Here is a 14,037-nt window from a genome sequence, read left to right as displayed (position 1 = left end):
CGGCCGGCACTGACTTGCCTGTAACTCTGCCCCCCGGCACTATCAGCAGATGACCCCGATCACAGCCGCCGACGGCCCCGAGCAAACGCCCATCACCGCCGACATCGTCCTGCGCTACCACCTGTGCTGGAAGCACCGCGACCTAGACGGCGTAATCGCGCTCTATCACCCCGAGGTGCAGTACCACGACTTCTTCCAGAACCGCGTGCTCGGCTTCAACGAGCTGCGCGATTACGTGCGCGCCTGCCTGCCCCACGAAGCCGGCGAGGACATCGTCCACAGCGACCGCATCCGCATCGATGGCTGCACGGCGTTCATCCAGTATCAGGTCACGGTGCACGGCGGCGATGGCCTGGTGGCGTTCCAGTCCAGCGAGGCGATCACGGTCAAGGATGGGTTGATCTGGCGGGTCAACGAGTACGCCACGCTGGTCCGCCAGAGCAGCCAAGGGCTGGTCAGCAATGGCCCGCGTCCGGCCACCAGCCGCCTGGGCCTGTCGCCGCGGCAACTGTCGACCATGGCCCAGGATTTGGAGCACTACTTCCAGCGCCAGCGCCCCTACCTCGACCCGGAACTGGACCTGCAGCAGGTCGCCGACGCCAGCGGTTACAGCCGCAATCAAATCTCCTACCTGCTCAACCAGGTGCTCGGGCAAAGCTTCTACCGCTACGTCAACCAGGCCCGCCTTCAGCACCTGATGGCCAGCCTGGACGATGACAGCGTCGAAGCACCGATCGACGACCTGGCGTTCAGCGCCGGCTTCAATTCGCTGTCAGCATTCTACAAATGCTTCCGCGAACACACAGGTGTCACGCCCAAGGCCTATCTCAAGCAAATTTCCCTGCGTGCACGCACGTAAGACAGCCATCCCCCAACACCAATAGCATCGGCCACAGACCTTGATGGATTGTGGAGCCGAACCCGATGCAACCCCTGCGCACCCTCAGCCTGTGGATGGACCAGCTCGACGAGCCGCTGTGCGCCCGCCCGGCCCTACGCGAAGACCTTGAGGTCGACGTGTGCATCATCGGCGCAGGCTACACGGGCCTTTGGACCGCCTACTATCTCAAGCGCCAGGCGCCGCACCTGAGCATCGTTGTGATCGAGGCCAACATCGCCGGCTTCGGCGCTTCCGGGCGTAATGGCGGCTGGCTGATGGGCAATTTGCTCGGCGAGGACCGCCTGCTCGCCACCCTGTCGCCACAACAACGCCGCGCCAGCATCGACCTGCTGCACGGCATCCCCGATGAAGTGTACGCCGTGCTGCAACGCGAAGCCCTCGACTGCGACTACCGCAAAGGCGGCGTGCTTTACTGCGCCGCCCGCTACCCGGAGCAGGAGCGCAGCCTGCGCGCCTACCTCGACGAGCTGTACCGCCAGGGCATGACCGAGGATGACTACCGCTGGCTGCGCCCCGAACAGCTGGATGCGCAACTGCGGGTCAGCAACGCGTACGGCGCGATCTACAGCCCGCACACCGCGACCATCCAACCCGCCAAGCTGGTACGTGGCCTTGCCCGCGCGGTCGAAGCGCTGGGCGTGCCGATCTACGAAAATACCCCTGCCGTCGACTGGCAGCCCGGTGAAGTGCGGGCGCCACTGGCGCGCATCCGCTGCCAGTGGATGGTGCCCGCCGTCGAGGGCTACGCCGCCAGCCTGCCGCCGCTGGGCAAACATCAACTGCCCGTTCAGAGCCTGCTGGTGGCCACCGAGCCGCTGCCAGAATCGACCTGGGAGCAGATCGGCCTGGGCCAGGGCCAGGCCTTCAGCGAGAGCAGCCGCCAGGTCACCTACGGCCAGCGTACCGCCGACAACCGCCTGGTGTTCGGTGCACGTGGCGGCTATCGCTTCGGCGGTCGACTGCGCGAAAACTTCACCCTGAACGAAGCGGAAATCGAACTGCGCCGCTACCTGTTCAGCGAACTGTTCCCGCAACTCAAGCATGCGCGCATTACCCATTCCTGGGGCGGCAACCTGGGCATGGCGCGGCGCTTCCGTCCGCACATGCTGTGCGACCGCCAGCGCGGCATCGCCCTGGCCGGCGGCTACGGCGGCGAAGGCGTCGGCGCCACCAACCTCGGTGGGCGCACCCTGGCCGCGCTGATTCTCAACCAACACAACGAACTGACCGCGCAACCCTGGGTGCTCGACAACCGCCCGCTGACGAGCCTGGCCAGCTGGCCGCCAGAACCCTGCCGCTGGCTGGGCTACAACGCGATCATCCAGAGTTTCGTGCACGAGGACCGAACCCTCGCCAACCCCGCCAGCGCACCTTGGAGGCGGCGCCTGGCCAGCTCACTCGCCGACTTCATGGAAGGCTTCATGCACTGACTTCCCGTTCACCTACCGAGGACCTACCGGTCATGAGCATCACCCAGTTCAAACACACCGACAGCGCCGTGCTGGAAAGCGCCAGCCCCGTCGCCGTACCGCTCGGCGACCCCATTGCGGTGGCTTCGGTCACCTGCGTGGAGCGCACTGATGGCGTCGAAACCGGCATCTGGGAATGCACCCCTGGGCGCTGGCGGCGACAGATCGTGCAACAGGAGTTCTGCCACTTCATCAAGGGTCGCTGCACCTTCACCCCCGACGGTGGCGAGGCCCTCTCCATAGAAGCCGGAGACGCACTGACGCTACCGGCCAACAGCACCGGCATCTGGGATATCCAGGAGACCGTGCGCAAGACCTACGTACTGATTTTCTGATCCGCTGATCGCCTGCCTTCGATAACAACAGACAAAGCAAGGTAAACCCGACATGCGCAACCTCCTTCTCGCACCCCTGATGCTGGCCGCCAGCGTGGCCAGCGCCGCCGACACGGTGAAGATCTACAACTGGTCCAGCTACGTCGCTCCCGACACCCTGAAGAACTTCCAGCAAGCCACCGGCATCGTGCCGACCTACGACGTCTATGACAGCAACGAAACCCTCGACGGCAAGCTGATGACCGGCAATTCCGGCTACGACGTGGTGTTCCCCTCCAACCACTTCATGGCCCGCCAGGTCCAAGGCAAGGCGCTTAAACGCCTGGACAAGTCGCAGCTGCCCAACTGGCACAACCTCAACCCGCTGCTGCTCAAGGCACTGGAAGTGAACGACCCGGGTAACCAGTACGGTTTCCCGTACCTGTGGGGCAGCACAGGCATCGGCTACAACATCGACAAGGTCAGAGCGGTGCTTGGCGAGAGTGCACCCGTGGACTCCTGGGACCTGATCTTCAAACCCGAGTACATGAGCAAGCTGAAAACCTGCGGGGTCGCGGTGCTCGACAACGGCCCCGAACTGCTGCCAATCGCTTTGCACTACCTGGGCTTGCCACATCACAGCCAGAACCCTGCCGACTACGAGAAGGCCAAGGCTTTGCTGATGAAGGTGCGGCCGTACATCAGTTACTTCCATTCATCCAAGTACACCGGCGACCTGGCCAATGGCGATATCTGTGTGGTGGTCGGTTTCTCGGGTGACGTACTGCAGGCGAAGAACCGCGCCGATGAAGCGAAGAATGGGGTGAAGGTGGGCTATTCGATCCCAAAGGAAGGCGCGCCGATGTGGTTCGACATGGTCGCCATGCCGGCCGATGCACCGGATGAGAAGGCGGGCTATGCGTACATGAACTATCTGCTGCAGCCAGAAGTGATGGCCAACATCAGCAACCATGTGCAGTACGCCAACGGCAATCTCAAGGCTGACGCCCTGGTGGACCCGGCGATGAAGGGCAATACGATGATCTACCCCAGTGACGCGGTGATGGGCAAGCTGTATGCGCTGGAGGCGATGCCGGCCAAGATCGACCGCATTCGTACGCGGATCTGGACCAGTATCAAGGCAGGGAATTGATTTGGGGCCGCTGCGCGGCCCTTCGCGGGCAAGCCCGCTCCCACAGGTGAAGCGCAATATTCAAGGGCTGCGCTGTACCTGCGGGAGCGGGCTTGCCCGCGAAGGGCTGCACAGCAGCCCCATTTCAGGTATCAGTGATGTTCGCGAGTGGCGCGGAACTTGATGTCCGGCCAGCGCTCTTCCATCAGCGACAGGTTAACCCGGGTCGGGGCCAGGTAGGTCAGGTGACCACCACCGTCGATGGCCAGGTTTTCCATGGCCTTGACCTGGAATTCCTCGAGCTTCTTCTTGTCGTCGCAGCTGATCCAGCGCGCCGACCAGACGGTGATCGGCTCGTAGGCGCACTCGACCTTGTACTCTTCCTTCAGGCGGCTAGCGACCACGTCGAACTGCAGCACACCGACCGCACCGAGGATGATGTCGTTGCTGCGCTCGGGGAAGAACACCTGGGTGGCGCCCTCTTCGGCCAACTGCTGCAGGCCCTGGCGCAATTGCTTGGACTTGAGCGGGTCTTTCAAGCGCACGCGGCGGAACAGCTCGGGGGCGAAGTGCGGAATACCGGTGAAGCCCAGTGCTTCGCCTTCGGTGAAGGTGTCACCGATCTGGATGGTGCCGTGGTTATGCAGGCCGATGATGTCGCCGGCGTAGGCTTCTTCCAGCTGCTCGCGCTCGGACGAGAAGAAGGTCAGCGCGTCACCGATACGCAGGTCCTTGCCGGTGCGCACGTGGCGCATCTTCATGCCCTTTTCGTACTTGCCCGAACAGATGCGCATGAAGGCGATCCGGTCGCGGTGTTTCGGGTCCATGTTCGCCTGGATCTTGAACACGAAGCCGCTGAACTTCTCTTCCACCGGTTCCACGGTACGCTCGTGGGCGACACGGGCCAGCGGGCGCGGCGCCCAGTCGACGACCGCGTCGAGCACATGATCGACACCGAAGTTGCCCAGCGCCGTACCGAAGAACACCGGCGTCAGTTGGCCGTTGATGAATTCGTCCTGATCGAACTCATGGCAGGCACCCTGCACCAGCTCGAGCTGATCGATGAAGCGGTCATACTCGTCACCCAGGTGCGCACGGGCTTCATCGGAGTCGAGCTTCTCGATGATCTTGACCTCGGTACGCTCATGGCCGTGGCCCGGGGTGTAGACGATGATGTAGTCGCCGGCCAGGTGGTACACGCCCTTGAAGTCGCGGTAGCAACCGATCGGCCAGGTGATCGGCGCGGCCTTGATCTTCAGTACCGCTTCGATCTCGTCGAGCAGTTCGATCGGGTCGCGGATGTCACGGTCGAGTTTGTTGATAAAGCTGACGATGGGCGTGTCGCGCAGGCGGCAAACGTCCATCAGGGCGATGGTCCGTGGCTCTACACCTTTACCGCCGTCGAGCACCATCAGCGCCGAGTCCACTGCGGTCAGGGTGCGGTAGGTGTCTTCCGAGAAGTCTTCGTGGCCGGGGGTGTCGAGCAGGTTGATCATGTGCTCGCGGTACGGGAACTGCATCACCGAGGTGGTGATGGAGATGCCGCGCTGCTTCTCCATTTCCATCCAGTCGGAGGTGGCGTGGCGGTCGGACTTGCGCGACTTCACGGTACCGGCGACGGCAATGGCCTTGCCCATCAGCAGGAGCTTCTCGGTGATGGTGGTCTTACCGGCGTCGGGGTGGGAAATAATGGCGAAAGTGCGGCGCTTCGCGACTTCGGCGGCCTGGTTGGTCATGGGAAATCGCCTGACTGGGGGATTCAAAAAGGGGCAGTATCATACCTGAATTGCGGCTTTCGACCAAAGCCCAAGTCATCGGTTGCCTGTTAAGGCCTTTTCGCGGGGCAAGCCCGCTCCCACAGATACCTCACCCTATTCAAGTGCTTGGGGTGATCCTGTGGGAGCGGGCTTGCCCCGCGAAAAGGCCCCCACTGACTAAAGGCTGCAAGCCAGTTATTTAAGCGCCTTCAACGCATTAAACCGCTGTTTTCTCTCGCCAAGATTCACACTCCCCAGTGATTAACACTGGCCAAATGCCGCCTCAGATGGGAACCTTTACGCCCACGGAGACGTCCACTCCCCTGCAACCCGCTTCGGTTGGGGACTGGTTTCATCAGCTTTTTCGGGCCCGACGGGGTTCGGCTCATGGCCTGATCGCAGCCCTTGGTTGCTTCACGCTGCTACTCGCGAACACACCCACCGCCGCCCGCCATGGCCGGCATAAAAAGAAGTGTGCTCGCCGACAACACAAGGAGTCCGCCTGTGGCTACACGCTACGGTAAAGGGCTGTTGGGATGCGCCACCGTGCTCGTCATCCTGGCCCTGCTGATCCACTGGATCGGCATCGACACGATCGCGCGTTACCGCGACGATCTTTGGTTCTACCTGCAAGCGCACCTGGTACTGGTGCTGGCTTCGATGGCGGCGGCGTTGGCCGTGGGCATCCCCGCCGGCATTGCCTTGAGTCGACCGCACCGGGTCGACAAAGCCGAGCGCTTCATGCAGTTCTTCAACGTTGGCAACACCATTCCCCCTCTGGCCGTTCTGGCCATCGCCCTGAGTATCCTGGGCATCGGCGCCGGGCCGGCGATCTTCGCGTTGTTCCTCGCCTCCCTCCTGCCCATCGTGCGCAACACCTACGAAGGCCTGAAAAACGTCCCCGCCTCGCTCAAGGAAGCCGCCACCGGCATCGGCATGACCCCGCGCCAGCAGCTGTGGCAAGTGGAACTGCCCAATGCCGTGCCGATCATCGTCGGCGGTGTGCGCGTGGCCCTGGCGCTGAACGTGGGTACTGCGCCGCTGGCGTTCCTGATTGGTGCCAACAGCCTGGGCAGCCTGATCTTCCCCGGCATCGCCCTGAACAACCAGCCACAGTTGCTGCTCGGCGCGGCCTGTACCGCCTTGCTGGCACTGGTCCTGGACGCGGCGGTGAGTTTCTCCAGCAAGCGCTGGCTGGAACGTGGCCTGGCCCAATAAACAGAGGGAACCTATGAAGAAGAGAATCGCCTTGCTGCTGGGCGCGGCCCTGCTGTTCGCAGGATTTGCCCAGGCGGCGGAAAAACCGCTGGTACGCATCGGCGCGCGGGTGTTCACCGAACAGACCGTGCTCGCCGAAATCACCGCTCAATACCTGCGCGCCAACGGCTTCGATGTGCGCGTCACCACCGGCCTTGGCAGCAGCATCGCCCGCCAGGCCCAGGAAACCGGCCAGCTCGACCTGATGTGGGAATACACCGGCGTGTCGCTGGTCTCCTATAACCATATCGACGAGCGCATGCCCGGCGCCGACGCCACCTACGCCAAAGTCAAGGAACTGGACGCAAAGAAGGACCTGATCTGGCTGACCCCGTCGAAGTTCAGCAACACCTACGCCCTGGGCCTGCCCAAACAGGTGGCCGAAGCCTACCCGCAGATCAACACGATCAGCGACCTCAACCAGGTGCTGCGTGACGAGAGCCAACGCAATCACCTGGTGGCGCTGGACACCGAGTTCGCCAACCGCCCGGACGGCCTGGTCGGCCTGAAAGAGATGTACGACTTGCAAGTGGGCCGCGCCAACATCCGCCAGATGGACGCCGGCCTGGTCTACACCGCGATGCACAACAACCAGGTGTTCGCCGGCCTGGTGTACACCACCGATGGCCGCTTGAGCGCGTTCAACCTCAAGCTGCTGGAAGACGACAAGCACTACTTCCCCGACTACACCGCCGCCCCGGTGGTGCGCAAACAAGTGCTCGACGCCAACCCGCAATTGGTCGCCCTGCTCAAGCCACTGGCCGAGCAACTGGATGACGAAACCATGCGCCAGCTCAACGCCAAGGTCGACGTCGAACACCAGAACCCGACGGCGGTGGCCGCCGCGTTCCTGCGTGAGCACCCCCTCAAGGAGGTACAGCCATGAGCCTGCTCGACACGTTCGCCCACCTCGACTGGGCCCAGGTACTTCAGTTGACCTGGCAGCACATCATGCTGGTCGGCATCGCCGTCAGCCTGGCGATTCTCGTCGGTGTGCCGCTGGGCATCCTGATGACCCGCTTCCCAGCCCTCGCCGGGCCACTGCAAGCCAGCGCCACGGTGCTGCTGACCATCCCGTCGATCGCCCTGTTCGGCCTGCTGCTGCCGTTCTATTCCAAGTTCGGCCAGGGGCTTGGACCGCTGCCGGCGATCACCGCCGTGTTCCTGTATTCGCTGCTGCCGATCCTGCGCAACACCTACCTGGCCCTGACCAATGTCGAGCCTGGCATCCGTGAGGCCGCACGCGGCATCGGCATGACCTTCGGCCAGCGCCTGCGCATGGTCGAGCTGCCCATCGCAGTGCCGGTGATCCTCGCCGGCGTGCGCACCGCCGTGGTGATGAACATCGGTGTGATGACCATCGCCGCCACCATCGGTGCCGGCGGCCTTGGCGTCCTCATCCTCACCTCCATCAGCCGCAGCGACATGTCGATGCTGCTGGTCGGCGCCGTACTGGTCAGCCTGCTGGCAATCATCGCCGACCTGCTCCTGCAAACCCTGCAACGTGCCCTGACTCCAGAAGGACTGCGCTCATGATCGAACTCAAGAACCTCAGCAAGACCTTCAACGTCAACGGCAAGGACGTCAAAGCCGTCGACGCGGTCAGCCTGACCGTCAACGAAGGCGAAATCTGCGTATTCCTCGGCCCCTCGGGTTGCGGCAAGAGCACCACGCTGAAGATGATCAACCGCCTGATCACGCCAACTTCCGGCCAGGTGTTCATCAATGGCGAAGACACCAGCGGGTTGGATGAAGTGACCCTTCGCCGCCAGATCGGCTATGTGATTCAGCAGATCGGCCTGTTCCCCAACATGACCATCGAAGAGAACATCACCGTGGTCCCGCGCCTGCTCGGCTGGGACAAGCAGCGCTGCCACGAGCGCGCCCGCGAGTTGATGAGCATGATCAAGCTGGAACCCAAACAGTACCTGCAGCGCTACCCGCGCGAGCTGTCCGGTGGCCAGCAGCAGCGCATCGGCGTGATCCGCGCGCTGGCGGCCGAGGCTCCGGTTCTATTGATGGACGAGCCGTTCGGCGCGGTCGACCCGATCAACCGCGAGATGATCCAGAACGAATTCTTCGAGATGCAGCGGGCGCTGAACAAGACCGTGATCATGGTCAGCCACGACATCGACGAAGCCATCAAGCTGGGCGACAAGATCGCCATCTTCCGCGCCGGCAAGCTGCTGCAGCTGGACCATCCGGACACCCTGCTGGCGCACCCGGTGGATGATTTCGTCAGCAACTTCGTCGGCCAGGACAGCACGCTCAAACGCCTGCTGCTGGTGCGTGCAGAAGATGCCGCAGACAACGCGCCGTCGGTAAGCCCCGAGACGCCAGTGAGCGATGCGCTGGAGCTGCTGGACGAGCACGACCGCCGCTATGTGGTGGTGACCGATGGGCAGAACAAGGCGCTGGGTTATGTGCGCCGGCGTGACATGCACCGCCAGCAAGGCACCTGCGGTGATTTCCTGCGACAGTTCAATGCCACCGCCTCCCACGACGAGCATTTGCGCATCCTGCTGTCGCGGATGTACGAGTTCAACCGGGCGTGGTTGCCGGTGCTGGATGCCGAGCAGGTGTTTTTGGGAGAGGTGACCCAGGAGTCGATTGCGGCCTACCTGAGCTCGGGGCGTTCGCGGGGGGCTAAGACCAGCATCGTGTCGCCGGCCGAGGCGGTGGTTTCGTAATCGCGGGGGCGCTTTGCGCCCCATTCGCGGGGCAAGCCCGCTCCCACAGAGACAGCAGCGCTGCACTTTTTGTGGGAGCGGGTTTGCCCCGCGAATGGGGCAACGCGGTATCAGAACCCTACACTGGCCTGCACATAGAAGGTCCGCGGCTCACCCACATACAATCCGGCATTATTGTCACTCGACCGAGTGAAGTACTGCTTGTCGAACAGGTTCTTCACCCCCGCCGCCAGCTTCAGGTTGGACACCTGCGGCCCGAAGTCATAGCCACCACGGGCATGCCAGGTCACGTAGCCCGGAATGTCACCATACTGCCCATCGGCACTCGGCTCGGTGATGTAGTCGCCATTGAAGCTGCCATTAGCATTGATCCCGGTACCCGGCGCGCGCTGCTTGGATTGAGCGTAGGCGTCCAGGTTCCAGGTCCAGCGGTTGACCGCGTAACGCACGCCGGCCGTGGCCACCTGGCGCGAGTAGAACGGCAGGTCGCGGCCTTTGAAGCCGGGAATCTCCCCTTCATAAGTGGCGCGGGTGAAGGTATAGCCGCCATTTACCGACAGGCCTTCCAAGCGCGGGTCCAGCCCGGCCAGGTCATAACGCACCGACGCCTCGATACCTTGGTGCTTGGTGGCGCCCAAGTTGGTCCAGCCCACGTCATTGCTGATGTACTGCAGCTCGTCGTCGAAGTCGATATAGAAAGCGGTCAGCTCACCGGCGAAGCCGCCGTTGTCATAGCGCGTACCGATCTCGTAGGTCTTGGCCTTTTCCGGCTCCAGGCCATTGGCCGTGCTGTTGCCGGTGCCGCCCTGGCCCAGCTGGAAGTACTGCAGGCTGCCGAACGAGGTTTCGTAGTTGGCGAACACCTTCCAGGCATCGGAGATGTGATACATCACGCTCAGCGCCGGCAGTGGCTCGTTGCTGGTGATGCTGCGCTTCTTCTCCGCCACCGGACGGTTGTTGGCGTCCAGCACCGGGCGGTCACGCCAATCGGTATTGATATGCTCGAAGCGGATGCCCGGGGTAATCGTCCAGTTGCCGACATCGATCTTGTCATCGATGTAGTAGGCGCTGGCCTCGGTGCCGCCACTGCGGTCCTGGAACACGTGGCCGTCGGAGGTCGGGGTCACGGTCGGCACATTGTCGATCAGCGCCAGGCGAGTCGATTGCTCGCGCATGGCTTCTTTCAGGTAGCGGTAGCCGACGCTGACTTCCTGGGTGGTCGTGCCGGCGAAGAAGATTCGCGACACACGCGGCTCGATGGCGAAGGTGTGGTAATTGCGCGGGTACGACGAGAGGGTTTTCATATCCCGCGCGGCGATGGCGCTGCCGCGGAAGCTGTCGGTGTAGTAAGTCAGAACTTCGAACTGGGTGGCGTCGTCGAGCTGGCGCTGCCACTTGAACGACACGTCCTTGCGCCGGCCGGCGAAGTAGTCGTAGTCACGCAGCGACTGGTATGGGTTGCTGTCGTACTGTGCCTGGGTCAGGCCACCGGGCATATCGGCGCGACCATCGTAATAATGGAAGTTGAGCCAGAATTCGTCGACGTCGGTGGGTGCCCAGTGGGTCTTGAGGATGACGTCGTCGATGTCGTTGCCGTTGTTGCTCTCGCGGTAACCGTTGCCGTTCACCCCGGTGTAGAGCAAGGCCACGCCCATGCCGTTGTCGGCCGTGCCACCGACGAATGCCGACTCGGTATGCTTCCAGCCGCCGTGTTGCGACGTCTCCAGGGTGGTTGACAGTTCCGCCGAAGTTTTCTCCGGGATCGCCCGGGTGACGAAGTTGATTACCCCACCGACGTTCTGCGGGCCATAGCGCACGGAACCGGCCCCGCGCACCACGTCGATGCTGTCGAGGTTGCCCGAAGAGATCGGCGCCATCGACAGCTGCGGCTGGCCGTAGGGGGCGAAGGCCGCCGGGATGCCATCGATCAGCACGGTCGATCGCGGCGACAGGCGCGAGGTCAGGCCGCGCACGCCAACGTTCAGCGACAGGTCGCTGCCACCGGTGCCGTTGGAGTCTTGCACCTGCACGCCGGGGATTCCACGCAGCACATCGCGCACGTTCATCGCGCCCTCTTCGATCATGGCCTCACGACGCACTACGGTGCGCGCGCCGGGATGGTTCTGCACCACCGACTGGTTGGCGTCGCCCAGCCAGTCACCGACCACCTTGATGTCGGTGGGCGCCAGCTCCAGGCTACCGCTGCCCAGCTCCAGGGTGGTCGGCAGTGGCTTTACCACCACGGTGTCCTGGGACATTTCGAAGGTCAGCCCGCTGCCTTGCAGCAACTGCTGCAGCGCCTGCACCGGCGCCAGGTTGCCGGAGACCGCCGGGGCCTGTTTGCCGGCCACCAGTTCAGGGCTGTAGAACAGCTGCAGGCTGGTTTGCTGGCCCAGTTGGCTGAGCGCCGAGGCCAAGGGCTGCGCCTGGATCTGGATGGCAGCGCCAGCCTGTTCGGCGTGGCTGTTGACGGCCACCGCACTGACCGCAAGGGCCAGCGCCAGGGCGCGCAAGCGTGGCAGAGGTTTTTTGTTGTTCACGTCGTCAAGACATCCTGAAGTTCGGGATAAACGCCAACCGCATGCAAATGGAAATGCTTGGCAGTTGCAGCTGGCGAGGAAGACGAACGAGCTGAAAAAAACCTGAATCTATTTCGCGATTATTTCGCGAGCACCGTCTTCATGGGTTTTGATGGCCACCGGCAGGATGCTCGGCAAGGCCCGCAGCAGGGCGTCGGTGTCGTCTGTGCTGAAGGTGCTGGACAGGCGCATCTGCGCCACCTTGCCGGGAGCAACGCGCAGTGGCTGGGCACGATAACGCGAGGCCTCGGCCACCACCTCGGCCAGGGTGGCGTTGTCAAACACCAGCTTGCCGTGACGCCAGGCGGTCAGCGCCGCAGCATTCACCGCATAGGGCGGCGCCACTTTACCTTGTGCATCTATAGAAGCGCCCAGGCCGGCTGTCAGTTGCGCCAGCGAGGCGTCCTTGCCCTGCACGCGGACCGAACCCTGCTCCACCGCCACGCGGGTAGCGGCCGGATCCAGGCGCACATCGAAGCGGGTGCCGGTGACGGTCACGCTGCCCTGGGCGGTATCGACCACGAACGGTCGGCTGCTGTCGTGGGCGACGATGAACATCGCTTCGCCGGCGCTTAGCTGAATGTGCCGACGCCCTGCGCTGAAATCGACCTGCAGTTGGGTGCCGCCGTTGAGTTCGAGCTGCGAGCCGTCCGGCAATTCGACCTGGCGACGCTCGCCAAAAGCGGTCTGCAGATGATCCTGATGATTCAACCGCTGGTGCTGCCAGCCACTCCAGCCCAGCCCCAGGGCGACCACGGCGATACCGGCCGCCAACGCCTGGCGAACGAAACGCCGACGTGGCAGTTGCTGCACGGGATCTGGCTGACACAGTGCTTCGAGACGCTGGCGCGGGATGAAGTCGGCGGCGCCCCACAGTCTTTCGAATTGCTCGTACTCTTCGCGGTGTTGCGGGTCGGCCTCCTGCCAGGCGTGCAACTGTGCCAGCAGCCCGGCATCGCGCGGCGCATCCTGCACGCGGGCGAACCATTCGGCCGCCTGCTCGCGGACGCTATCGCTACCGTGCTGTTTCATGGGTAAGGTCTCCTGACTCATGGTGCCGACACATCCAGGTGCTCACGCAGATGCCGGAGCGTGCGGATCATATACTTTTCGACCATGTTCTTGGTCAAACCCATGCGCTCGGCGATCTCGGCCTGGGTCAGGCCTTCGAGTTTCTGCCAGATGAACACGCGCCGGCAATTGAGTGGCAACTCGGCCAGCGCCCGCTCGACGCTGTCGGCCAGTTCCAGGGCGTGTACGTAGGCTTCCGGGTCGCCGCTACTGCTGGTGCTTTCATCGAAGGCCTCCAGCTCCAGCGCCTGGCGCCGGTCCTCGCGGCGGAAACCGTCCACCGCAATGTTGCGCGCGGTCTGGTGCAGGTAGGCGCGTGGCTGCTCGACCTGCTCGCGCGGGTTTTCCAGCACCCGCACGAACGCATCGTGGGTGAGGTCCTCGGCCTGCTGACGACTGCGCAGCTTGCGCGTCCAGGTGCCGATCAGCTCATGGTAGTGGTCGAGAAAGCCTTTGGGTCCGGACACGGTTGGGGTCGTCAGGGAGGCAAAGAAGGGTGCGAATAGTAATGTTTCTCATCAAAATCGGCAATTCCGCCAGTCGGTAACAAAAAATTTATGGCTGATTTTCTGTACGTGGGTACCAGAAAAATGTGGCCATAAATATGAACACCTTCGGCCCTTTCGTGGGCAAGCCCAATCTCACCTGAACGGTGTGATCCCCGTAGGAGCGGGGTTGCCCGCGAAGGGGTCAAAGCGGTCTATTCCACAATATTTAACGCTTCAAACATCCCAGGGAACATCTTCCGGTCACACGAGTCGGTTATTCAAATGGCTGGTCGTCGATCCACGCCGATCACGCCCGGATTGCCTGTTGATTCTGCATTCTTCACGCCCTAAAGTGCGCGCCGAACGTCCATGCTGGAAA

12 protein-coding genes are annotated in these 14,037 nt (G+C 63.0%); 8 read left to right on the top strand and 4 right to left on the bottom strand.

What is annotated here, in order from left to right; genetic code table 11:
• Positions 1 to 49: 49 nt before the first annotated feature.
• From ACZ6YA_RS06075 to ACZ6YA_RS06060, 4 genes are all read left to right on the top strand, one after another.
• Positions 50 to 859 carry an AraC family transcriptional regulator gene (locus tag ACZ6YA_RS06075; RefSeq protein ID WP_465896234.1) on the top strand — a complete coding sequence of 270 codons (810 nt, stop codon included), beginning with the start codon at positions 50 to 52 and terminating at the stop codon, positions 857 to 859.
• A gap of 65 nt (positions 860 to 924) precedes the next feature.
• A complete protein-coding gene (locus ACZ6YA_RS06070; RefSeq protein ID WP_465896232.1) occupies positions 925 to 2,331 on the top strand; it encodes an NAD(P)/FAD-dependent oxidoreductase in 1,407 nt (468 codons plus the stop codon).
• Positions 2,332 to 2,363: 32 nt separating this feature from the next.
• A complete protein-coding gene (locus ACZ6YA_RS06065) occupies positions 2,364 to 2,705 on the top strand; it encodes a cupin domain-containing protein (RefSeq protein ID WP_465896231.1) in 342 nt (113 codons plus the stop codon).
• A gap of 52 nt (positions 2,706 to 2,757) precedes the next feature.
• Positions 2,758 to 3,837, top strand: a complete 1,080-nt coding sequence (locus ACZ6YA_RS06060; protein ID WP_465896230.1) for a polyamine ABC transporter substrate-binding protein — start codon at positions 2,758 to 2,760, stop codon at positions 3,835 to 3,837.
• Between the two features lie 131 nt (positions 3,838 to 3,968).
• Here the strand turns inward: ACZ6YA_RS06060 and ACZ6YA_RS06055 are convergent, their stop codons facing one another.
• Complete coding sequence (locus tag ACZ6YA_RS06055; protein WP_465896229.1) at positions 3,969 to 5,552, bottom strand: peptide chain release factor 3; 1,584 nt, start codon at positions 5,550 to 5,552, stop codon at positions 3,969 to 3,971.
• A 525-nt stretch (positions 5,553 to 6,077) separates the two neighbouring features.
• Between ACZ6YA_RS06055 and ACZ6YA_RS06050 the strand changes: the two genes are divergently transcribed.
• Genes ACZ6YA_RS06050 through ACZ6YA_RS06035 form a run of 4 tightly spaced genes read left to right on the top strand, consistent with a single transcriptional unit; the run spans position 6,078 to position 9,520 of the window.
• Positions 6,078 to 6,791 (top strand): ABC transporter permease, encoded by a 714-nt coding sequence (locus tag ACZ6YA_RS06050; protein ID WP_403131046.1) that lies wholly within the window; start codon positions 6,078 to 6,080, stop codon positions 6,789 to 6,791.
• A 13-nt stretch (positions 6,792 to 6,804) separates the two neighbouring features.
• Positions 6,805 to 7,716: a glycine betaine ABC transporter substrate-binding protein gene (locus tag ACZ6YA_RS06045; protein ID WP_465896227.1), complete on the top strand. Its 912-nt coding sequence runs from the start codon at positions 6,805 to 6,807 to the stop codon at positions 7,714 to 7,716.
• Positions 7,713 to 8,366 carry an ABC transporter permease gene (locus ACZ6YA_RS06040; protein WP_465896225.1) on the top strand — a complete coding sequence of 218 codons (654 nt, stop codon included), beginning with the start codon at positions 7,713 to 7,715 and terminating at the stop codon, positions 8,364 to 8,366. Before ACZ6YA_RS06045 ends, ACZ6YA_RS06040 begins: the two co-directional genes overlap by 4 nt.
• A complete protein-coding gene (locus ACZ6YA_RS06035; protein WP_465896224.1) occupies positions 8,363 to 9,520 on the top strand; it encodes an osmoprotectant ABC transporter ATP-binding protein OsmV in 1,158 nt (385 codons plus the stop codon). The genes ACZ6YA_RS06040 and ACZ6YA_RS06035 overlap by 4 nt, the downstream gene beginning before the upstream one ends.
• A 110-nt stretch (positions 9,521 to 9,630) precedes the next feature.
• On the opposite strand, the gene ACZ6YA_RS06030 is transcribed toward ACZ6YA_RS06035, so the two are convergent.
• From ACZ6YA_RS06030 to ACZ6YA_RS06020, 3 genes are all read right to left on the bottom strand, one after another.
• Positions 9,631 to 12,060, bottom strand: coding sequence for a TonB-dependent siderophore receptor (locus tag ACZ6YA_RS06030; RefSeq protein WP_465896222.1), 2,430 nt, complete (start codon positions 12,058 to 12,060; stop codon positions 9,631 to 9,633).
• Between the two features lie 108 nt (positions 12,061 to 12,168).
• Positions 12,169 to 13,131, bottom strand: a complete 963-nt coding sequence (locus ACZ6YA_RS06025) for a FecR family protein (RefSeq protein ID WP_465896220.1) — start codon at positions 13,129 to 13,131, stop codon at positions 12,169 to 12,171.
• A gap of 17 nt (positions 13,132 to 13,148) precedes the next feature.
• The gene (locus ACZ6YA_RS06020) at positions 13,149 to 13,637 is read right to left on the bottom strand and encodes an RNA polymerase sigma factor (protein ID WP_465896218.1); all 489 of its coding nucleotides are present in this window, start codon (positions 13,635 to 13,637) and stop codon (positions 13,149 to 13,151) included.
• Positions 13,638 to 14,037: the final 400 nt, after the last annotated feature.

The organism is Pseudomonas sp. NPDC090752 (genome assembly GCF_055584805.1).
This window is presented reverse-complemented; position numbering and strand designations above follow the sequence as displayed.